Annotated in this window: 20 protein-coding genes and 1 tRNA gene; 10 read left to right on the top strand and 11 right to left on the bottom strand. The window is 53.3% G+C overall.

Annotated features, from left to right (window positions below; all coding sequences use genetic code 11):
• Window position 1 precedes the first annotated feature (1 nt).
• Window positions 2–77: transfer RNA gene (locus AC2FCQ_RS06580), tRNA-Ala, on the top strand.
• A 117-nt stretch (window positions 78–194) separates the two neighbouring features.
• Here AC2FCQ_RS06580 and AC2FCQ_RS06575 read toward each other — a convergent pair.
• Window positions 195–1382, bottom strand: coding sequence for a NupC/NupG family nucleoside CNT transporter (locus tag AC2FCQ_RS06575; RefSeq protein WP_037423734.1), 1188 nt, complete (start codon window positions 1380–1382; stop codon window positions 195–197).
• A 378-nt stretch (window positions 1383–1760) separates the two neighbouring features.
• Between AC2FCQ_RS06575 and AC2FCQ_RS06570 the strand changes: the two genes are divergently transcribed.
• On the top strand, window positions 1761–2993 hold the full coding sequence (locus AC2FCQ_RS06570; protein WP_209638728.1) for an Nramp family divalent metal transporter: 1233 nt from the start codon (window positions 1761–1763) through the stop codon (window positions 2991–2993).
• A 165-nt stretch (window positions 2994–3158) separates the two neighbouring features.
• On the opposite strand, the gene AC2FCQ_RS06565 is transcribed toward AC2FCQ_RS06570, so the two are convergent.
• The gene (locus tag AC2FCQ_RS06565) at window positions 3159–3569 is read right to left on the bottom strand and encodes a DUF2502 domain-containing protein (RefSeq protein ID WP_265555533.1); all 411 of its coding nucleotides are present in this window, start codon (window positions 3567–3569) and stop codon (window positions 3159–3161) included.
• 227 nt (window positions 3570–3796) lie between these two features.
• A complete protein-coding gene (gene mgrA / locus AC2FCQ_RS06560) occupies window positions 3797–4786 on the bottom strand; it encodes an L-glyceraldehyde 3-phosphate reductase (protein ID WP_265555535.1) in 990 nt (329 codons plus the stop codon).
• Window positions 4787–5028: 242 nt separating this feature from the next.
• Here mgrA and AC2FCQ_RS06555 point away from each other — a divergent pair, with 242 nt between their 5' ends.
• Window positions 5029–6690, top strand: a complete 1662-nt coding sequence (locus AC2FCQ_RS06555; protein ID WP_490308511.1) for an alpha-keto acid decarboxylase family protein — start codon at window positions 5029–5031, stop codon at window positions 6688–6690.
• Here the strand turns inward: AC2FCQ_RS06555 and AC2FCQ_RS06550 are convergent.
• Window positions 6666–7556, bottom strand: coding sequence for a LysR family transcriptional regulator (locus tag AC2FCQ_RS06550; protein WP_209638735.1), 891 nt, complete (start codon window positions 7554–7556; stop codon window positions 6666–6668). The two genes, AC2FCQ_RS06555 and AC2FCQ_RS06550, sit on opposite strands and share 25 nt — an antisense overlap.
• A 157-nt stretch (window positions 7557–7713) precedes the next feature.
• On the opposite strand from AC2FCQ_RS06550, the gene AC2FCQ_RS06545 reads away from it, so the two are divergent.
• Together AC2FCQ_RS06545 and AC2FCQ_RS06540 are read left to right on the top strand one after the other, a co-directional pair.
• Window positions 7714–8166: a multidrug/biocide efflux PACE transporter gene (locus tag AC2FCQ_RS06545; RefSeq protein WP_490308510.1), complete on the top strand. Its 453-nt coding sequence runs from the start codon at window positions 7714–7716 to the stop codon at window positions 8164–8166.
• A 68-nt stretch (window positions 8167–8234) separates the two neighbouring features.
• A complete protein-coding gene (locus AC2FCQ_RS06540; RefSeq protein ID WP_209638739.1) occupies window positions 8235–8927 on the top strand; it encodes an aspartate/glutamate racemase family protein in 693 nt (230 codons plus the stop codon).
• Here the strand turns inward: AC2FCQ_RS06540 and AC2FCQ_RS06535 are convergent.
• Window positions 8924–10171, bottom strand: coding sequence for an ion channel protein (locus AC2FCQ_RS06535; protein ID WP_404759186.1), 1248 nt, complete (start codon window positions 10169–10171; stop codon window positions 8924–8926). The two genes, AC2FCQ_RS06540 and AC2FCQ_RS06535, sit on opposite strands and share 4 nt — an antisense overlap.
• 340 nt (window positions 10172–10511) lie before the next feature.
• Between AC2FCQ_RS06535 and glk the strand changes: the two genes are divergently transcribed.
• Complete coding sequence (gene glk / locus AC2FCQ_RS06530; protein WP_404760259.1) at window positions 10512–11477, top strand: glucokinase; 966 nt, start codon at window positions 10512–10514, stop codon at window positions 11475–11477.
• 64 nt (window positions 11478–11541) lie between these two features.
• Here glk and AC2FCQ_RS06525 read toward each other — a convergent pair whose 3' ends face one another.
• Window positions 11542–12768 carry an L-lactate MFS transporter gene (locus AC2FCQ_RS06525; RefSeq protein WP_265555544.1) on the bottom strand — a complete coding sequence of 409 codons (1227 nt, stop codon included), beginning with the start codon at window positions 12766–12768 and terminating at the stop codon, window positions 11542–11544.
• Window positions 12769–13165: 397 nt separating this feature from the next.
• Between AC2FCQ_RS06525 and AC2FCQ_RS06520 the strand changes: the two genes are divergently transcribed.
• Entirely contained in the window at window positions 13166–13498 is a 333-nt protein-coding gene (locus AC2FCQ_RS06520) for a DUF2502 domain-containing protein (RefSeq protein WP_209638745.1), read from the top strand.
• A 10-nt stretch (window positions 13499–13508) separates the two neighbouring features.
• Here AC2FCQ_RS06520 and AC2FCQ_RS06515 read toward each other — a convergent pair whose 3' ends face one another.
• The 3 genes from AC2FCQ_RS06515 to AC2FCQ_RS06505 form a co-directional block, all read right to left on the bottom strand.
• The gene (locus tag AC2FCQ_RS06515; RefSeq protein WP_209638747.1) at window positions 13509–14243 is read right to left on the bottom strand and encodes a LytR/AlgR family response regulator transcription factor; all 735 of its coding nucleotides are present in this window, start codon (window positions 14241–14243) and stop codon (window positions 13509–13511) included.
• A complete protein-coding gene (locus AC2FCQ_RS06510) occupies window positions 14240–15931 on the bottom strand; it encodes a LytS/YhcK type 5TM receptor domain-containing protein (RefSeq protein WP_490308514.1) in 1692 nt (563 codons plus the stop codon). The genes AC2FCQ_RS06515 and AC2FCQ_RS06510 overlap by 4 nt, the downstream gene beginning before the upstream one ends.
• 109 nt (window positions 15932–16040) lie before the next feature.
• Window positions 16041–17285 (bottom strand): DUF1479 domain-containing protein, encoded by a 1245-nt coding sequence (locus AC2FCQ_RS06505; RefSeq protein WP_490308508.1) that lies wholly within the window; start codon window positions 17283–17285, stop codon window positions 16041–16043.
• A gap of 188 nt (window positions 17286–17473) precedes the next feature.
• Between AC2FCQ_RS06505 and AC2FCQ_RS06500 the strand changes: the two genes are divergently transcribed.
• From AC2FCQ_RS06500 to AC2FCQ_RS06490, 3 genes are all read left to right on the top strand, one after another.
• Window positions 17474–18013: a GNAT family N-acetyltransferase gene (locus AC2FCQ_RS06500; RefSeq protein WP_265555550.1), complete on the top strand. Its 540-nt coding sequence runs from the start codon at window positions 17474–17476 to the stop codon at window positions 18011–18013.
• A 120-nt stretch (window positions 18014–18133) separates the two neighbouring features.
• Window positions 18134–19369, top strand: coding sequence for an alanine transaminase (alaC, locus tag AC2FCQ_RS06495; RefSeq protein WP_209638755.1), 1236 nt, complete (start codon window positions 18134–18136; stop codon window positions 19367–19369).
• A gap of 111 nt (window positions 19370–19480) precedes the next feature.
• Window positions 19481–20005 carry a cytochrome b gene (locus AC2FCQ_RS06490; RefSeq protein WP_209638757.1) on the top strand — a complete coding sequence of 175 codons (525 nt, stop codon included), beginning with the start codon at window positions 19481–19483 and terminating at the stop codon, window positions 20003–20005.
• Window positions 20006–20071: 66 nt separating this feature from the next.
• Here AC2FCQ_RS06490 and ypdK read toward each other — a convergent pair whose 3' ends face one another.
• Both ypdK and AC2FCQ_RS06480 read right to left on the bottom strand, forming a co-directional pair.
• Complete coding sequence (gene ypdK, locus AC2FCQ_RS06485; protein ID WP_104410986.1) at window positions 20072–20146, bottom strand: membrane protein YpdK; 75 nt, start codon at window positions 20144–20146, stop codon at window positions 20072–20074.
• A gap of 559 nt (window positions 20147–20705) precedes the next feature.
• Window positions 20706–21146 carry a type II toxin-antitoxin system HicB family antitoxin gene (locus AC2FCQ_RS06480; RefSeq protein ID WP_209638758.1) on the bottom strand — a complete coding sequence of 147 codons (441 nt, stop codon included), beginning with the start codon at window positions 21144–21146 and terminating at the stop codon, window positions 20706–20708.
• Between the last annotated feature and the right edge of the window lie 38 nt (window positions 21147–21184).

The following is a 21184-nucleotide window of genomic DNA, read 5'->3' as shown; positions in this document are numbered from 1 at the left end:
TGGGGCTATAGCTCAGCTGGGAGAGCGCTTGCATGGCATGCAAGAGGTCGACGGTTCGATCCCGTCTAGCTCCACCACCATTTGAAAAGCCGACCTTAGGGTCGGCTTTTTGCTTTCTGTCTTTCCTGCCTGATGTTGAATCCCAGACAATAAAAAAGGCCGCCGAAGCGACCTTTGTGTCATAGGGTTTTGGCTTAGCCCAGAACCAGGCCTGCGATGGATGCAGACAGGATGCTGACCAGTGTAGAACCATAAACCAGCTTCAGACCGAAGCGAGACACCACGTTGCCCTGATGCTCATTCAGCCCTTTAATCGCACCGGCAACGATACCGATGGAAGAGAAGTTGGCGAAGGACACCAGGAACACGGACAGAATACCCATGCTGCGTGGTGACAGTTCAGCAGAGACTTTCTGCAGTTCCATCATCGCGACGAATTCGTTGGAAACCAGTTTGGTCGCCATGATGCTGCCAACCTGCAACGCTTCGTGCTTAGGAATACCCATAATCCAAGCGAATGGATAGAAGAAGTAGCCCAGAATTTCCTGGAAGCTCAGGCCAAAGATGGCGCTGAACAGGCCGTTGAGCGCGGCGATCAGGGCGATAAAGCCGATCAGCATTGCGGCAACGATAATAGCTACCTTGAAACCAGCCAGGATGTATTCACCCAGCATTTCGAAGAAGCTCTGGCCCTCGTGCAAATTGCCCAGATGCAGTTCTTCTTCTTTACTGGTGTCGTACGGGTTGACCAATGACAGCACAATAAAGGTGCTGAACATGTTCAGAACCAGTGCCGCGACCACGAACTTGGCATCCAGCATGGTCATGTAAGCACCAACGATGGACATGGAAACCGTAGACATCGCGGTTGCCGCCATGGTGTACATGCGTTTTTCTGACATCTTGCCCAGAATATCTTTATAGGCAATGAAGTTCTCAGACTGGCCCAGGATCAATGAGCTAACGGCGTTGAACGATTCCAGCTTGCCCATACCGTTTACTTTTGACAGCACGGTACCAATAATCCGGATGATAAACGGCAGTACTTTAATGTATTGCAGAATACCGATCAGTGCGGAGATGAAGACGATTGGACACAGAACCTTCAGGAAGAAGAAGGCCAGACCTTTATCACCCATGCCACCGAATACAAACTCAGTCCCTTGCCCAGCAAACCCGAGCAGCTTGTCAAACAGCGCTGCGAATCCTTTTACAAAGCCTAAACCCGCTTCCGAATGCAGGAAAAAATAGGCCAGCAGTACTTCAATAACCAACAGTTGAATAACGTAGCGAATGCGGATGCTTTTACGATCGCGGCACACCAAGAGTGCCAGGATCGCGACCACCACTAACGCCAACGCAAAGTGCGCAATATGGGACATGTTTGCTCCAAACTTGAGGCAGGCTGAATTTCGGATGTCATTTTATGTAACGCCACGTTTAAAAACGAGAGCTCTATTGCAAATATGGAAAATCATAGTGGGAAACGTCTTAAAATAGTACGGTAAAGCATAAAAAATCAATAGGTTAATGAATGCATATGAAATTCCTATTCATACATAAATTTGATTATAAGTCCTTTTATGCTCTGAATTCGGCCCGGAAGAGTGCGGAAAATGTTCACCTCTGGCCGAAACCCTTCGTTAAACCCGTCGTTTTCCTCTATTACAGAGATAAGTATTACCGCTCTAAATGCACTTGATAATTATTATCATTTACATAAGATAACCACAGGCTTATTAGAAGTAAGGGTTCAGAAAATGCTGAACAGTCGTGTGGCTGAAAGTCCCCAGGGCTCATCCAGGAAGATCAAACTTTCTCTGATGGGGCCCGCCTTTATCGCGGCTATCGGCTATATCGATCCTGGCAACTTCGCCACCAATATCCAGTCCGGTGCCTCTTTTGGTTATACCTTGCTCTGGGTGGTGGTGTGGGCCAATGTCATGGCGATGCTGATCCAGCTGTTGTCCGCCAAACTGGGTATTGCTACCGGTAAAAACCTTGCGGAGCATATTCGCGATCGTTTCCCTCGTCCGGCCGTCTGGGCCTATTGGGTGCAGGCAGAAATCATTGCAATGGCAACCGATCTGGCCGAGTTTATCGGTGCGGCGATCGGCTTCAAACTGTTGTTGGGCGTTACGCTGCTGGAGGGCGCGATCCTGACAGGTATTGCCACCTTTCTGATCCTGATGTTGCAAAAACGCGGTGAGAAACCTTTGGAATGGGTGATCGGCAGCCTGCTGTTGTTTGTCGCGTTGGCGTACATGGTGGAACTGGTGTTTTCGCAGCCGCAGTTGGGGCCATTATTAAAAGGCATGGCGATACCGGATTTGCCGAACGGCGATGCGGTATTTCTGGCGGCAGGTGTGCTGGGGGCGACCATCATGCCGCACGTTATTTATCTGCATTCATCGTTAACCCAGACCGCTGGGGAAAACTCAAAGGCCGATCGTTACGCGGCCACCAAGGTTGACGTTGCTATTGCCATGACCATTGCTGGGTTTGTAAATCTGGCGATGATGGCTACCGCCGCTGCGGCTTTCCACTTTAATGGCCACAGCGGGATTACCGACCTCGATCAGGCCTATTTGACGCTACAACCCTTGTTGGGCCAGGCGGCGGCAACCATTTTCGGGCTGAGCCTGGTAGCTGCTGGGTTGTCTTCCACCGTAGTGGGAACACTGGCGGGGCAAGTGGTGATGCAAGGTTTTGTTCGCTTTTACATACCGCTGTGGGTACGCCGGGTCGTTACCATGTTGCCGTCGTTTATCGTCATTATGTTGGGGATGGATGCGACGCGCATTCTGGTGTTGAGCCAGGTTTTACTGAGTTTCGGTATTGCATTGGCTCTGGTGCCGCTGCTGTCGTTCACCGGTAATCGTGAGCTGATGGGGGATATGGTGAACAGCCGCACTATACAGGCGACAGGTAAGTTGATTGTGCTGGTGGTGATTGGGCTAAATGGTTATCTGTTGGTGAGCAGTGTTCTTTGAGCGGGCACCCAATAAGGTATTTTTAGCAAGTGTCACGTTATTTCCGGTCGATAAACGAGCAAGGCACCCTGAGGTTCTTAGGGTTCTTGCTCGACCGAAACGTTGCCCACATTATTGGATAAACATTAACTTACCGGCATTAGGGTGTCATGCCGGTTTTTGCCGTTAATCGTCGCGATCGTCATTGCCATGGCGGCGATGATCACGGTCATCATGACGCCGATCTTTCCAATGGTGCTTATCATGATGCTTATAGTAGTGCTTATCGTATTTACGATAGCGACCATCATGATAGTAATAATTTTTGCGCCAGTAGTCGTTGTCGCGCCAGCGATAACCGTCCCAGTAATATCCCCGCCGGCTACGGTCGCCCAGATAGCGGCCTTGGTGGCCTTGCCACCAGTCACGGTCGCGCCAGTCGTAACCGTCCCAATAGCGGCCGCGATTGTCTTGTTCGCCTATGCGTAGTGAAACGCCTGGCATCAAATCGATACTGATGCCTTCAGCCTTTGCCTGCTGTACGGCGGGCACTGTCGATACCACCAAGAGAGCGGCCAATAACAGAGGTTTAAACATGAATACTCCTATCCGCCGCAGCGGTTTGGCCGGTTTTATCGATAATGAAGCGCGTTCATCAGTTTATAAAACAGCCTTATAGTTTTACCTGCAATATTGGCATATTAACCGTTGCGGATAGGGTTGAATCTTAGAGAGATTCTGAAAAGCGGGGTGGGCGAACGATTTAAGATTTGTCTGTCGTCGTGGGGTTATCGCCGGGGGATTCCGGCGATAACTGTAAGCGATTACATTAGTATCTGTTCAATTTGGGCGATTTCATCTTCGCTGAAGGTGCGGTTGTTCAGCATGCCAACGGCGTCTTCAATTTGGCTGGTTTTACTGGCACCAATCAGCACTGAGGTGACGCGATCGCCACGTAATACCCAAGCCAATGCCATCTGCGACAGCTTCTGCCCCCTTTGTTGTGCCAGCGCATTGAGTCTGCGGACTTTCTCTAGCTTTTCCTCTGTGAGCTGACCGGGTTGAAGGAACTGGCTGCTGCTGGCGGCGCGCGAGTCTTGCGGGATGCCATGCAGGTAGCGATCGGTTAACAGGCCACCTGCCAGCGGTGAAAAGGCAATGGAACCCACGCCGTGCTCTTCCAGCGTATCCAATAATTCGGGTTCAACCCAACGCTCGAACAGAGAGTATTTGGGCTGGTGGATGACACAAGGTGTGCCCAGCTTTTGCAGAATGCCGAACGCCTGGCGCGCACGGTCGGCGGGGTAGTTGGACAACCCGATATAGAGCGCCTTGCCCTGACGTACCAGCAGATCCAGCGCGGCCATGGTTTCTTCCAGTGGTGTATCTGGATCAGGGCGATGGTGGTAGAAAATGTCGACGTATTCCAGGCCCATGCGCCGCAGGCTTTGATCCAGACTGGCAACCAGGTACTTTTTCGATCCCCAGTCGCCATAAGGGCCCGGCCACATGGTGTAACCGGCCTTTGAGGAGACGATCAGTTCATCACGCCAGGGCTTCAAATCCGCGTTAAGAATGCGACCGAAGTTTTCCTCGGCGGAGCCGGGAGGCGGGCCATAATTGTTTGCCAAATCAAAGTGCGTGATGCCGTGATCGAACGCGCAGTGGATCAGTTTACGCGCATTGTCATACAGCGTCGTGTCACCAAAGTTGTGCCATAAGCCCAGTGAGATTGCCGGGAGTTTTAGACCACTGCGTCCGCAGCGGCGGTATTCCATACTTTGATAGCGTGAAGAATCAGCCTGATAAAGCATACAAACCCTTTTCAGCAGAGATGAAATGAATTTTAGTGTATGCGTTTTCACTGTCTTTGTCAGAGCGCTTGATCACGCTTGGCGGGTGACGATTCACCCCGTTGATGGGGGATTTATCATAAATGCCAAAGCGGGGGATGTAACGCAAGGTTGCCAATTGCCTTTTAAGCGCAAAGTTCGAAATTTGTGCAATGTCTTCGATACTTAGTAGTAGAAATTACAACCATTGGTAGGTGATGATCATGAGTAAAAACTATACGGTGGCTGATTATCTACTCGATCGTTTAGCTCAGATTGGTATCCGGCATTTCTTCGGTGTGCCTGGGGACTACAATCTGCAGTTTCTCGATCACGTTATCGCTCACCCGCAGATCACCTGGGTGGGATGTGCCAATGAACTTAACGCTGCCTATGCAGCGGATGGTTATGCGCGTTGCAAACCGGCGGCGGCCTTGTTGACCACTTTTGGCGTCGGTGAACTCAGTGCGGTCAACGGCATTGCGGGCAGCTATGCAGAATATTTGCCGGTGATCCATGTCGTTGGTGCCCCGGCGCTACGGGCGCAGCGCGCTGGGGATTTACTGCACCATTCGCTGGGGGATGGGGATTTTGGTCATTTTGCCCGGATGGCGAAAGAAGTGACAGTGGCGCAGGCCAGTCTCACTGCCGACAACGCAGAAGCAGAGATCGATCGCCTGCTGACCACCGCGCTGTTTGAGCATCGCCCTGTCTACCTGTTGCTGCCGAGTGAGGTGGCAGAAGCGCCGTTGGCGTCCCGACCTACACCGCTTATGTTGCGGCAGGCTAATCTTTCACAGGCATCACTGCAGGCATTTGTCGCGGCCGCACGTGAGATGTTGCTTCCTGCACGACGGGTTTCTTTGCTGGCCGATTTTTTGGCGGAACGTTTTGGTGCTGAAAGGGGGTTGGAACAGTGGATGGCGGAGGTCGACATGCCGCATTCAACGATGCTGATGGGAAAGAGCGTGTTGGACGAAACGCATGCCTGCTTTACGGGCACCTATGCTGGGGCAGCCAGCGATCCGCAGGTGAAACAGCTGATTGAGAATGCAGACGTGGTGATTACCGTCGGCGTGCGTTTCACCGATACCATTACGGCTGGTTTCACCCATCATTTGCCTGTGGAGAAGCGCATTGATGTTCAGCCATTTGAAGCACGCGCTGGGCATCAGGTATTCAGCCAGATCCCGATGCATGATGCGATCATCGCCCTACACCAATTAACGTTGTCGCTGGCGAAACAGTGGCAATTACCGACTATCCAGCGCCCAACTTTGCCGGACCCCACGGGGACAGGGTTGGATCAACATGGCTTTTGGCAGCAGATTCAGGACTTTTTACGGCCAAACGATATCCTGATCGTCGAACAGGGCACCGCCTGTTTTGGCGCAGCGGGGCTTAGCCTGCCTCAGGGATGCAGGTTTATCGTCCAGTCGCTGTGGGGGTCTATCGGTTATACCCTGCCGGCGGCGTTCGGCGCACAAACGGCGGAGCCAGATCGGCGGGTGGTGCTGTTGATCGGCGACGGTTCGGCGCAGCTTACGGCGCAAGAACTGGGATCGATGTTGCGTGACGGGCTAAAACCGGTGATCTTCCTGCTGAATAATGACGGTTATACCGTTGAACGGGCAATCCACGGCCCGCAGCAGCGTTATAACGATATCGCTCAGTGGAACTGGACGCTGCTGCCGCAGGCATTGGCGGGTGAGCATCCGGTGAAAACGCTGCGAGTCACCGAACCGGAACAGCTACGCCAGGCTTTAAAAGCGTTAGCGGACAACCAGCAACTGGCTTTTGTTGAAGTGGTGCTGCCGAAGATGGATATCCCCGAATTACTGGACACCATCTCGCGGGCGATTCAGTCACGTAACGTGGCGGCCTGATCTTGATCGCTTTCCAGTAGCCGCTCCAACATCCAATACCCCGCCGGCCCCGGCGGGGTCAGCTTTGACCACACCGCATCCACCGATATCAGCTTGGGCCAGCCGCGCGGGCGTAACTCGGTCAGTTTGTTGTGGCCATATTGCTTAACCAGCCAGTGTGGCAGTACCGCCCAACCGAACCCTTGCTCTGCCATTTCCAGCAACAGCAGGTAGCTGGGTGCAGACCATACCAAACCGCCAGAGCGGGGGGGAACAGCCCCGGTATAGGTGTTCAAAATAAGTTGACGCGTACTGGACAGTTGTTCAGGCGTTGGGGTGACAGTCTGCGCCAATGGGTGCGTATGCGCGATGAACAACCCCATTTCCGTCTGCTCCGGCAGCCGTGCAAAACCAATGTCAGGTGGGTAACTGGCCTGTACTTCAACCATGCCAATGTGCGCGCGACCGCTTTGTAGCAGATCTAGCACGTCGCCTTCTTCGGCGATCATCCACTCCAGTTCGATATCCTGATAGCGTTGCTCGAAAAGTTGCATCAGTCGGTCATGGTGCTTCGGCTGATAGGTGTCGGAGAACACCAGGCTGAGGCGCGGCTCGATGTTGTCCGCCAACCGAATGCTCAGTGCGTCCAATCGCTCGCTGGCGGCGAGGATTTCCTGCACGTGACCCAAGACTTTGTGCCCGGCAGCGGTCAAGACCGGTTGCCGGGCCTGGCGATCGAACAGAATTAACCCGAGATCGGCTTCCAGGTTGGCGATGGCCGTGCTGACCGTTGACTGGCTTTTGCGCAGTTTGCGGGCGGCGGCAGAGAAGGAACCGAGGGCGGCCGCTTCGACAAACGCCTGTAAGGCTTCGGGGGAATAACGCATGATGTATCTACTTTATCGATGGAACCTATCTTTAATCTAATCAAAAATACGATAATAATCACCTGGTTTTCGTCAGGGGCGAATAAGTTCGTTCCTGGTCATAGGGGCGCGGATTACAGCGCCCTTACCAATGAATAGGGTAAAAAATAGGTGATGTATGCAACTGCAAAACAAGTCTTTCATTGAACGTATCGTCCATGCCGTCGGGTTTGAAGCCATCGCAGTGATGATCTGTGCCCCATTGGGTGCGTGGTTGCTTAACCGTTCGATGGTGCAGGTCGGTGCGTTGGCGGTGATGTTGTCCACCGTCGCTATGGTGTGGAATATGGTTTATAACACCCTTTTTGACCGTTTGTGGCCTGTGGGCCGTGTGGTACGTAACCTTAAAGTGCGGGTGTTTCATGCCCTGGGCTTTGAGGCGGGATTCGTGTTGATCGGTGTACCTATCGCCGCCTGGATGTTAAGTATTTCTTTACTGCAGGCGTTTATGCTGGAGATCGGTTTCTTCCTGTTCTTCCTGCCGTACACCATGCTTTATAACTGGGTCTACGATACGCTGCGCCAGCGTTGGTTTGATGCGCGTCAACCCGTCAACTCTTCCGCTAAATAAGGCGTCGTCATCGCTGTCATTCTCAGGTAATGTCGAGCAGTGACCGCAATATGACTGAGGAGAAAACGATGAAAGTATTGGGCCTGCTGGGGGGAATGAGTTGGGAATCGACCATTCCCTATTACCGCATGATCAATGAGCAGGTGAAAGACCGGCTTGGGGGGCTGCATTCGGCCAAAATCGTTCTCTACAGTGTTGATTTCCACGAGGTGGAACGCCTGCAGCATCAGGGCGATTGGGACGGCGCGGGGCGCTTGTTAGCCTCGGCGGCGGCCTCACTACGTGCCGCGGGTGCGCAGGCCATCGTCATTTGCACCAACACGATGCACAAGGTGGCGGATGCGGTTGAACAGGCAAGCGGATTACCGCTCATTCACATCGCCGACGCAACGGCGCTGCAGGTACGGCAACAGGATATTCGCCGTGTCGGGCTGCTCGGTACGCGCTTTACTATGGAGCAGGCGTTTTATCGCGGGCGGCTGCAGGAAAAGTTTGGCATAGAAGTCGTGACCCCGGTGGCGGCCGATCGTGACATTGTGCACCGCATTATTTATGAAGAATTGTGCCTGGGGAAAATCCGCGATACGTCACGCGACGAATATCGCCGTATTATCGGTGACCTGGAACAGCAGGGGGCGCAAGGCATTATTTTCGGCTGCACCGAGATTGGTTTGCTGGTTGGCGCGCAGGATGCGTCAGTGCCGGTATTTGACACGACCGCCATCCATGCGCGCGCTGCGGCGGAATACGCGCTGGCCTAATCGTCGTGGGGCGGTTGGCGTCTGCCCACCAACATCAGGGGTTTGCCCGCCAGTACCAGCCATGCGGGCAACATCACGACGCATAACACAGGCAGCAGGTGCAATTCTGGCACGACGGCAACGGCCATAAACAGGCTAAGCCAACCATCACGCGTTACCACCAGCACTAACCCCATAATGGCGCAGGATACGGTAATAGCAGCCGGTACCGCCGGGACGTGCTGATGCAGCATCAGGCCCAATGCCACCCCGATAAAGACCGCAGGGAAAATACGTCCGCCGCGAAAACCGCTGGCGGCAGCAATCACCAGTGCTGCCAGTTTGGTCAGTGTAATCAGCAACAGCTCCGTGACGGAGAAACTCTCGCCAATCGCCAGCCGTTTCATTTCATCAAGCCCTTTAAACAGGGTGATATCACCGCCGATCAACGCCAGCAATCCCAGTACAAAGCCACCTAGCCCCAACATCAGCACCGGATTTTTAATGGAGTGGAATAGGCGATGGGCGTGCGGAAAGCTCCATACGGCCACCATGCCCAGTGCGACAGCGATGAGGGCGACGATCGAGCCACTGAAAATATCCGTCAGCCGGGTAGCGGCATAGGCATCGATCTGCAGTGCAAAGTTTGGGGTGAAAAAGAGCTGCGTGGTGACGGCACCGGCCGCCGCCGCCATCAACGGCGCAAACAGCCTGTCCCACAGCGGTACATCATTATTGCCCGCCAGGGTTTGGGAGAAGATCAAGGCTGCCGCGACCGGGGTACCAAACAGTGCGCCGATGGTGCCGGCCGCAGCCAGAATAATCCAGTCCATCCGCGGGACCTTGGGTAGCAGACGCGAGCCCATGGCCACGACAAGCGCAATATTGATGGCGGTGATCGGGTTTTCCGGCCCCAGACTGACGCCGCCCACCAGGCCAACGATCAGTGCCAGCGCAAGACCCGGCAGTGCCGAAAGCGGCAGTGGCATGCCAATCAGCGATTCAGTGGCCGGATCAGGCCCCGCATGGCCAGGCATGTAGCGGATAATCAGCCCAACGGCGACACCGGTCAGCGTCAGAATGCCGATCAGCCACCAGGGCGAATGGGTATCGATATTCATCGCCGCAGGAATATTCACCCAGAGCAGCCGCTGCAATGCATCGGCGAATTTCATCACCAGAATGAGGACCAGGCTTGAGGCCGCACCGATAACGAGAGCGGGCAGAGCGAAAGCCAACATGGCATTGGCGCGCGGGTGCAGCATGCAGGGATCCCTTATCAATGGCCCTGGATGGCAGGCCGAACGGGTGATGGTTGTGGCCACAGCTTGCCAGACAATCGGCACGCAGGCACGCAAAGATATTTCTGGCCGGGCGTAAAGGCCGCAGCCGGTTAATAGTGCCTTTCTGTCATGACGGTTAACAGTGACCGTGGCCCGTTTTTTGCCGCAATTTGTTTCAAATGGGGTTGGAAAGGGTTGGCTGAACCGTTTTTTGTGATCAAGATCGCTAATGGATGGCCGCGCAGAGGATGGTGATTGTTGTTTTTGCAGTGGGATTTTACAGTGTGGGCAGCTTTCTATTATTCATTTTGCGGAGAAGATACTGATGACTTATGCCCTCGTAGGTGATGTAGGCGGCACCAATGCCCGCCTTGCGTTGTGCACTGTGGCGACGGGTGAAATTACCCAGGCGAAAACCTATTCCGGCCTGGAGTTCGACAGCCTGGAAGCCGTGATTCGCCAATATTTAAAAGAGCAGAATATCCAGGTTCAGGATGCCTGTATTGCGATTGCCTGTCCTGTCACTGAAGACTGGGTGGCCATGACCAATCATACCTGGGCATTCTCAATCAAAGAGATGAAGGCCAATCTGGGGCTGAATCATCTGGAAGTGATCAATGACTTTACCGCCGTGTCGATGGCGATCCCGATGTTGTCGCAAGACGACGTATTGCAGTTTGGCGGTAGCAGTGCGCAGAAAGATAAACCGATCGCGGTATATGGTGCCGGTACGGGGTTAGGGGTCGCGCATCTGGTGCACGTTGACCGTCGCTGGGTGAGCTTGCCGGGTGAGGGGGGGCACGTTGATTTCGCACCGAACAGTGAAGAAGAAGATATCATTCTGCAAGTGTTACGCGCTGAAGTTGGGCATGTCTCCGCAGAACGTGTGCTATCTGGGCCAGGATTGGTCAATCTCTACCGCGCTATCGTCAAGTCAGATAAGCGTCTGCCAGAAAAACTGGAGCCGAAGGACATTACCGAACGCGCCTTGGCTGATAGCTGCATCGACTGCCGCCGTGCCCTGTCGTTGTTCTGCGTGATCATGGGCCGCTTTGGCGGCAACCTGGCGCTGAATTTGGGCACCTTTGGCGGTGTTTATATTGCCGGTGGTATCGTGCCGCGCTTTATGGCGTTCTTCAAAGCCTCCGGTTTCCGTGCGGCGTTCGAGGATAAAGGGCGTTTCAAGGATTACGTACAGGATATCCCGGTATTTATGATCACCCATGGGCAACCCGGTTTACTGGGTGCTGGCGCTCACTTGCGCCAGACGCTGGGTATGCATTTGTAACCGAAAGCCGTGATAAAAAAAGGGGCGCAACCCGTGGGTTGCGCCCCTTTTGTCATTCAAGGGATTAGGCTTTGACCAGATCCGCCTGTGGGAAGTCTTCTTCTTCCTGCGCCACCGCTTTTGGTGCCTTGATGAACAGAGTGATAGCCAGAGAAACAACAGACAGTACGCCAATCACCATAAAGGTCGCGTGGAAGCCGCCGAAGTATTTGGCGACAAACGAACCGGCCAGTGCGCCCAAACCGAAACCTTGGTAGATGATGCCGTAGTTTTTGCTGTGGTTTTTCAGGCCGAAGAAGTCACCGACAATCGCTGGGAATACGGTAATGTTGCCACCAAAGCAGAAGGCGACGGCGCCGACGCAGATGAAGAACAGCGTGTGGTTCAGGGTAAGGAAGCTCAGCGCCACAATCGCCAGCACGGTAACCAGCATGGTGAAGCTAATGACGCGCATACGGCCCACTTTATCTGACAGCGTACCCAGAATGATGCGCCCTGCGGTGTTGAAGATAGCAACGGCGGACACGGTATTGGCGGCGGTCGCTAAATCCATCCCTGCAAGTTGAACGCCCATGTCTTTCACGATACCAATCAGGTACAGGCCACTCATGCAGGCCGCGAAGAAAATGGTGAACAGCAGGTAGGCTTCTTTGGTCGCCAACATCTGACGTACGCTGAAGTCATTGCCCAAACTGCCTGCGCTTTGATGTGCAGATTTGCTCACCAGCACCGGTTCTTTCAGCAGCAGGGAACCCAGTACAATCAGCGCCATCACAATGGCACCCCAGTAGAAGAAAGCGGACGAGACGCCGATGTCGGCAATCAGCGCAGCGTTAACGTATTTGAACAACAGGCTACCGCTGCCGAAAGCACCCACAGAGATGCCGGAGATCAGCCCTTTGTTGGCTGGGAACCATTTGATCAGGTTAGACAGGGTGGAGATATAAGCAATACCGACCGCAAAGCCGACCACTACGCCGGCCAGCAGATAAATCATGTCCAGTGAGCTGACGTAAGCGCTGGCAATCAGACCCAGGCCAACCAAAATACCCGAACACAGTGTCAGGTTGCGGATACCGAAACGCTCTTGCAGCTTACCGGCAAACAGCGTGGCGAAAGCCAGGAAGAAACTGGTGATGGAGAAGGTGGTCGCGACGTCGCCGAGGCCCCAGTGAAACTTGTCGACCAACGGCTGGTTGAACAGGCTCCAGGTGTAGATAGTGCCGAGGCCCATCTGACAGATGATGGTACCCAGAACGATTAAGCTGCGATTTGCCGGTTTGGTGTTCATGGCCGGGCTCCTTCCTGTGTGTGCATTGCCGGGCGTTAGCCGTTGGCTGAAATTTGCGGGCGGTGTCGTGAACCCCGCGGTATGGGCATATTATATGGCTGGTAGTACCACACGACGGCGGATCGGGAATGAGTTGCACAGGGGAGGGAATGAAATGCATCTGACGGTGCATGAGTTGCCGTTTTAGGGGCTAAAACGGGATGAAATGCACCTGATGCCACGTGATCTACATCAAGAATGTTAGCGATTTATCGCGCATCTCCCCATTACGATTGTGTTCGAATTGTGAAGGATGTGTGTGAATGGCGTAAATGGGCATTGTTCCTATAGAGCGGGGCTTGGCGCAGATCTATGTTATCTGTGAACGGACGGGTTCCGCTCTGCAGGAGTCGTTGAAATGAAGAAAATAGTGTTGTTATTGGCCGCATTGCTGTCACTGCCGTTGGTGAGCCATGCGGACGTCTCCATCGGCGTGAATGTGCCAGGTTTGTCATTGCACATTGGCGATCGTGATAACCGTGGCCATTATTGGGACGGTTACCGCTGGCGCGATCCTCGCTGGTGGTCTGAACATCGGGTTTATGAACGCCCGCGCGGTTATTATTATGGCCCGCCGCCACGGGTAATTTATTACGGCCCGCCACGGCGTGAATGGCGCGATCGCCCGCATTACCGTATGCCACCGCCACCCCCTCCGGGCTATTACTATGCTCCTGGGCCGCGCTGGTAATCGCTGGCGATCATAACCGCATGAGTTTGCGAAACTCTTTGACCTTGCTGCGGCTGACCGGCACTTCGAAATCCAGGTCGCTCAGCCGCAGAATATAGGTATTGTTGAACCAAGGCACAATTTCGCGAATCTTCGACAGATTGACGCAATAAGAGCGGTGGCAACGGAAGAAATGTTCTTCAGGCAGGCGGCCGTAAAACTCGGTGAGGTTCATCGGCATCACAAACTCTTCGCGCCGGGTGTAGACCCGCGTCACTTTTTCATCGGCAGCGGCATAATAGATGTCGTTAATGTCGGTAACGATAATCCGTTCGTCTTTGATTAAATTAATGCTGTTCTTGTTGCGGCTTGGTGCGCTGGCTTGTTCCGGCAGGGCCGCGGGGCGGTTATGCAACGCTTCGAGCTTTTGCAACATGGTGACGATACGCGCTTCATGATAAGGCTTGAGGATGTAATCAAACGCTTCTATCTCGAAGGCTTCTACCGCGTGCTCTTTATAGGCGGTGATAAATACGATCGAAGGGCGGTGGGCAAATTTACTGATGTTTTGCGCCAGCAGAACCCCATCCAACGACGGGATGTTGATGTCGAGGAAAATTGCATCGACCTGATGGTTTTGCAGGTATTTCAACACATCCAATCCATCCTCGAAGGTGGCTTCGATGACAATATTGCTGTGTTTTTTGATCAGGTAGCTGAGTTCTTCCTGGGCGAGGAACTCGTCTTCAACAATGATGGCTTTCATGATGGCTCCCCGGCCGGCAGTCCGCCGTTTTCCACCTGCAGTTTGCCGCCATTTTTGCTGATGTAAAAGGCAATTTCAGTGCCGGGTTCCAGGCGGCTGATACGCAGCCCTTCACCGTACAGCAAAGAGACCCGATGATGTACGTTCAGTAAGCCAATATTGTGCCCTGGCATTTCGTTGCGGGCGACGCGTTCGATGACCTTCTGATCGATACCGTGCCCCGTGTCTTTGACCGAAATTTTAACCCTGTCGCCCTGATCTTTCACGGCAATCACCACGACACCTTTGCCTTTACAGGGTTGGATGCCGTGTACAATGGCATTCTCCACCAATGGCTGGATCAGCAGGCTGGGAATACGCACCGAAATATCGTCATCGATGTCATAAATCACCGTCAATTTGGCGCCAAACCGCGCTTGTTCGATCGCAATATAGTCTTGGATCTGATGCAGTTCCTTACGGATGTCGATCAGTTCGTCGTTCAGTTCCAGGTTATAACGCAGGTAGCGTGACAGATTGATAATCAACTGCCGCGCGGTGTCTGGATTGAGGCGGATTGAAGAGGAAATGGCGTTCAGCGCATTAAACAGAAAGTGCGGGTTAATCTTGCTCTGCAGGGCGCGCATTTCCGCTTTATCCGCCATTTGGCGTAGATGCTCAATACGCGACACCTCCATCTGGGTCGAGATAATCTGCGACAGGCCAACGGCCATGACTTTCAGCGTATTGGTGATCTGGTGGGCATGGCAGTAGTAAATTTTCAGCGCGCCAGTCACCTCACCTTTTTCCCACAGCGGTATCACCAACTGCGAGTGGATTTGCGGCGTCGCGGGGTTCTCCAGGTTGTTTTTGATGATGATCTTGCCGTGCCGGATACTTTCCCGCGTCACTCGGCTCAACCCTTCACGGCCCATCGGATAAGCTTCTTCGCCCACGCCAACGTAAGCCAACACCTGGTGAGTATCGGTGATGGCTACCGCATCGGCCTGAATATCATGGCGGATGATGTCGCAGATGGTCGCCAGCGATTCGCTGTTAATATTGCGGAAATAGGGCAGGGTTTTGCGGGCAATGTCCAACGCCAGCTTGGCCTGGCGGGCGGCGATCACTTCTTTTTCGTCTTCAACGCTTTGCACCAGCAGCACAATAAGGCCGATACACACCGTGCCAAGGATCATCGGTAGCGCAATTTTGGAAACGATATCCAGCCCTAACTCGGTCGGCTTAGCCCACAGCACAATCAACAGCATGGTCAGGCATTCGCACAACATGCCGCCGAGGATCCCGGCGCGCCAACGCTGCTCCTTTTTTACCTTCAGATTGATATAACCGGCGCTGATACCGGCAATAATGCTGGTGATCAGGCAAGGAATGGAGGTAATGCCGTCGATATCGATCAGGTAGCGGTGCACCCCGGCGATGATGCCGGTGATGACCCCCACCCAAGGCCCGAACAAAATGCCGCCAGCCATAATGGCAATCACCCGCACGTTGACCAGCGAGCCTTCAACATTGACACCGGAGTAAGTACTGAACAGCGCAAACAGCGAGAAAATGGCGGTAACCATGCCCAGCTCAAGCGGCGTATGGTCCTCTTTTTGCAGCAATTGGCGGAACAGCCGGGTGCGGGTGAGGAAGAACAGGCAAATTAGCATCAACGCGGCGCGGTCAAACACCGCTAGCAGCATTTCAAAAAAAGGGTGCACGACAGGCTCTCGTTGCGGTGGGAATAGGGAGGGAAGTATATCACAGCCTAGTGACCCCGTGGCGGCCGAGCGGCGCACCACGGGGGGAACGTTACTTGATGCCTAACTGTTCCTTGCCGAGCGGCGTCAGTAAATCGACGGTGGCACGGCCAATGAAATCCACTTCGAAATCATCTGGCGCAAAATCCGGCGGTGTTCTGCCCGAGATAAAACTGGGCAGCTGGCGTTGCAGGTAGGCATCGTTTTTCGCGCAACCTGGCGCGGCAGCGATGTACATCACGTTGCTGTCGAACTCGCCGTTATGTTCGTTTTCTACCGCATGGATGACGTCGCAATGCCAAAAAACGGTGTCGCCGGGCTCTAAATCAGGAATAGGGGAAATCCCACTTAATAAAAGGGGATGCCATTTTTCCGAGATTGACAGTGCGCGGCCAGGCGCGGCATCGCACAGATCGTCATCGGCGACGTCATCTTGCAGCGCACGCAGCAGCACATAGGCCATGGCGTTGGCGATGGGGACCAGATTCAGTGTGCCTGCGTTGGTTCGCTGTGGCGTCAATGCCGTCCATCCCTGAAAGGTACGGAACATCGAACACACAGCCGGAGAGGCGATCTCACGCACTTCAGTACGGCCATCGGCGGCGAACGGGTCATAAGATTGCCAATTGCCGGAGAACACATGACGATAGACATAGCGGAAGTTCTCATCCAGCCAACGCTCAATGGTGCCGCTGTCTACGTGCGGCGACAGGCCCAGCGATGAAGAGTTTGGCGGACGGCGACGAGTACGATCGGCATAGGTCGTGACGCGCGTTGGATCAAAATGTTGTCTACCGTTGCTTTCGGTTTCCCACAGGCTGTTGAGGAATACTTGTACCGCGTGCATGCGTGCGTCCTGGCGCGCTTCTACCTGCGGTTTTGACCAGTAAATACCGTAAATCTGCGGCTTGCTGGCAGCCAGTTTGCCGAAATAGTTGTCTTCGGCCGCGCCTTTCAAGCGTTCGACGAAATTGTTGCGATCGAGGTAGTGACCGATTTCACGGTTCCAGGCCGCGGCTTTTTCACGGGGAAATACGCCACGGATGGCGCATGCGCCACGCTGTTTAATCAGTTTTTTTTGCTGTTCGCTGACGCGTTGTTGCAGGATATCTTCGGCATCGATTTGCGGAACCGGGTTCTCACCCGCCGCCAATTCCTGGCGGATTTTCTCGACTTGCTGGCGGATATTGTCCTCCAGCGCCAGGAAAGTCTCTCGGTAATTTGGTAATGCTTGCCGCAGTTGCTGTTTGACGCTTTTAATCGCGCTTGGAATATCGTCAATGCGTAAAGAAGCCATGGTGTTCTCCTCTCGCTGCCAGCAGGCAACGACGAACGGTTGTAGGGGACCGGGTAAGGCGTTATGGTTTTGTTGTTTTAACGTTAATGATTATCTGGATTTAATAGAGGAAAATAAAGGGATATCTTTCATTCGTAACTTCCTCATTTTCGTTTTTCGGAGGTTTATGTTTTTAGGAGATAGAAACAATGAAACTGGTCACTGAACGTTTGATCCTGGAGTCAATCACTGCCGACGATTGGCCGCTGTTCCTGCGTCTGTATCAGGATCCAGAGGTGATTCGTTATATTGCCGACCCGCTCAGTGAAGCAGAAATTCGCACGCGTTTTGAGGCCAGACTCCCCGCCTGGGACAAATATGGGGAGCAGTGGCTGTGCCTGGTGATGAGAGAAAAGGCCAGTGAAGACGCGGTTGGTATGACCGGTTTTCGCCCACAATGGCACCCCTACCGGCAGGCAGAAGTGGGATATGGCAGCCTGCCGCTCGCGCAGGGTAAGGGTTATGGCAAGGAATCTCTGCGGGCAGTGCTGGATTTTGCTTTTAACGCCTGCGATTTTCATAAGCTGACAGCCACGGTGACCGAGGGCAATATTGCCTCGCGCCGACTGCTGGAATCCTGTGGCTTTCTGTTGGAGGGCACGTTGCGCGATAACTACCAGTTGGCGGGGCAATGGCGCGATGACTGGCAGTTCGGGTTATTGGTGTCGGAGTTTAGGGGCGTCAAATAAAAATGTTGTGCCGGGTATCGACAAGCCTGCCAAGGCTGAGATATGTTCAATATCCGGTCAATCTTAGGTTGGTCAGCGTCGCTCGGATGGTCCGGGCGCTAACGTCTCTTCGAGGTATCTATGGCTGATAATAGTCCGCAACGCCGTTTCACGCGTATTGAACGTCTCCCCCCTTATGTATTTAACATCACCGCCGAATTGAAGATGGCCGCACGCCGTCGCGGCGAGGATATTATCGATTTCAGCATGGGCAACCCCGACGGGCCAACGCCGCCGCACATTGTGGAAAAACTCTGCACCGTTGCACAACGTGACGACACCCACGGTTATTCCACCTCGCGCGGCATCCCGCGTTTGCGCCGTGCTATTTCACGCTGGTACGCCGATCGCTACCAGGTGGAGATCGACCCCGAAAGCGAAGCCATTGTCACCATAGGGTCAAAAGAAGGGCTGGCGCACCTGATGTTGGCGACGCTCGATCACGGCGACACCGTGCTGGTGCCAAATCCAAGCTACCCGATCCACATTTACGGTGCGGTGATTGCCGGGGCCCAGGTGCGTTCGGTACCGCTTGTGGACGGTGTGGATTTCTTTGGTGAGCTGGAGCGTGCCATACGCGAAACCATTCCGCGCCCGAAAATGATGATCCTCGGCTTCCCATCGAATCCGACGGCGCAATGCGTAGAGCTGGACTTTTTTGAGCGCGTAGTTGCGCTGGCTAAACAATACAATGTACTGGTGATCCACGATCTGGCCTATGCCGACATCGTGTATGACGGCTGGAAAGCGCCATCCATTATGCAGGTTCCTGGTGCCAAGGACATTGCGGTGGAGTTTTTCACGCTGTCGAAAAGCTACAATATGGCAGGCTGGCGAATTGGTTTCATGGTCGGTAATCCTGAGCTGGTCAACGCACTGGCGCGTATCAAGAGTTATCACGACTATGGCACCTTCACCCCCTTACAGGTAGCGGCTATTGCGGCACTGGAAGGCGATCAGCAATGCGTGTTGGATATTGCAGAGCAATATCGTCAACGCCGTAATGTGCTGGTAAAAGGGCTGCATGAAGCGGGCTGGATGGTGGAGAACCCGAAAGCCTCAATGTACGTTTGGGCAAAAATCCCAGAGCCTTATGCGCACCTTGGTTCACTGGAGTTTGCCAAGCGTCTGCTGGCGGAAGCCAAGGTCTGCGTATCGCCAGGCATCGGTTTTGGTGACTACGGTGATACCCATGTGCGTTTCGCGCTGATCGAAAACCAGGACCGTATCCGTCAGGCCGTGCGCGGTATCAAAGCCATGTTCCGGGCTGACGGGCTGATTAAGCCAGCCAAAAGTAGCCCGACGCCAACCAAATAATTCCTCTAGGCCGGTGCATTCGCTCCGGCCTTTTTTCTTTCTGCTAAGGTTTTCTTCATCATTTACCCACTATCCTTCAATAAGATTTTCTTTATTTATCAGGAAGAGTGTATGGGCAAACGTTACGCGAAATCACAGATTGTTTTGCACTGGCTGACGTTATTGATGGTGATCCTCACTTACTCAGCCATGCTGCTGAAAGATTCGGTACCGGATGATATGGCGTCACTGGTCAAAAATCTGCATTTTAACTTTGGCCTGATGGTCTTCTTGTTGATGTTCATCCGGCTTGGATTGCGTCGGCGTTATGCCACACCGCCGACCACGCCACCCCTTGAGGAATGGCAGGAGTGGGGGGCCAAAATTTTCCACGTGCTGCTTTATGTGCTGTTCCTGGCCTTACCGGTGCTGGGTGTTCTGACGCTGGTTTATGGGGGTAAAGAGTGGGTGTTGCTGGGCTGGCAAGTTCCGCAAGTCGTCACACCCAATCCGGTGCTGCGTAGCGTGATTAAAAGCACGCACGAAACGCTCGCCAATACCGGCTATTTTATTATTGGCGCACATACGCTGGCGGCGCTATACCACCATTATCTGCGCAAGGATGACACCTTGCGCCGCATGATGCCGGGAAAATAGCCGCGTGCAGAAACAACAAAGGGGCGCTTATGCGCCCCTTTATCTATGTTCCTGGTCATGCCTTGGTTATGCAACCATCAGCATAAAGGTGCCAATCCATGTAACCAACATGAATGAAACGCCCATAACAAAATATTTCACTGAACAACTCCCTTTTGGAGTCCCTCGCAAGCCAATGATCCCGATTGTTGTGCTGAGTATTTTGTGGATACTTTGTGGCGATTAGGCGGATCCTTCAACATGAAGAACAACGTCCTTGGCCACAGATTATCCGGTTGTCGTGTTTCAACGTCCGTGAGGTAAAACATGAACCACGACAGGATCGGGGCTAATGTACTCCCAATATGAGCATGATTACAATACTGTGTTTTTGATCACACTTTTTGACGGTTTATTAACCAAGGATTACTGTTTTGAAACGATTTTTATTTACCTTTTTTATCAGGTAAAAGAAGGGAATAGCCCGTTGAAACGGGCTTTATCATTATGTTTGCTGTGATGTTATGAAAAGGGATCAGGCGACGGCGTTTGCGCCCGTCAACAAGATGACCCAGAAGACAAGGCACGACAGCAGAATAACGGTCCAAATATTACGGCGACTCCACTCCATTTTTAGCCTTCACTTTTGCTCTTGATGGTTCGGTAATGAACACATCGGCGAAAAATGAAGAATATTTAGCCCCCGCAAAAAATATTTATCTTATTGCTGGCGAATCTCTGCTACCGAGGTTTGAACTTCATATCCTAACAGGTAGAGGGCTTGCTCCAGCGCTTCCACTTTTGAGGCGTAGGCGACGTCCAGCAGGCGATCCATCTGCCCAGCGTTAAACCCTAATTGACGTGCCAGAGAGGCTTTAGAGGCGCTGCTGGACAGCATAATGTTATGCAGTTCGAGTTTGAGTTTGACCAATACGGGCACATGGATCGCTAATTCTTCCGGTAAGGCGCGGGAAGGGGGAGGTACCGGTCGGCCCTCTTCCATTTCCAGCTTGATGGCAATCAACAGGCTTTCCTGGGCTTCAAGCTCTACATCTTCACGCTTATAGCAGGCGGCCTGTTGTTCAGGAAAATCACGAAAGTGGATCTGCCAGGCATCGCTATCGTTATCAAAGCTGTAATGGGCGGGGTAGTGGCAAGACATGGTATTTCCTGTTTGGCGCGAAGTAATGCGGCATTGTG

The sequence above is a fragment of the Serratia sp. CoH_134_PS_4 genome (genome assembly GCF_058190535.1).
Note: the sequence above shows the minus strand (reverse complement) of the source record. Positions and strands in the feature narration are given on the sequence as shown.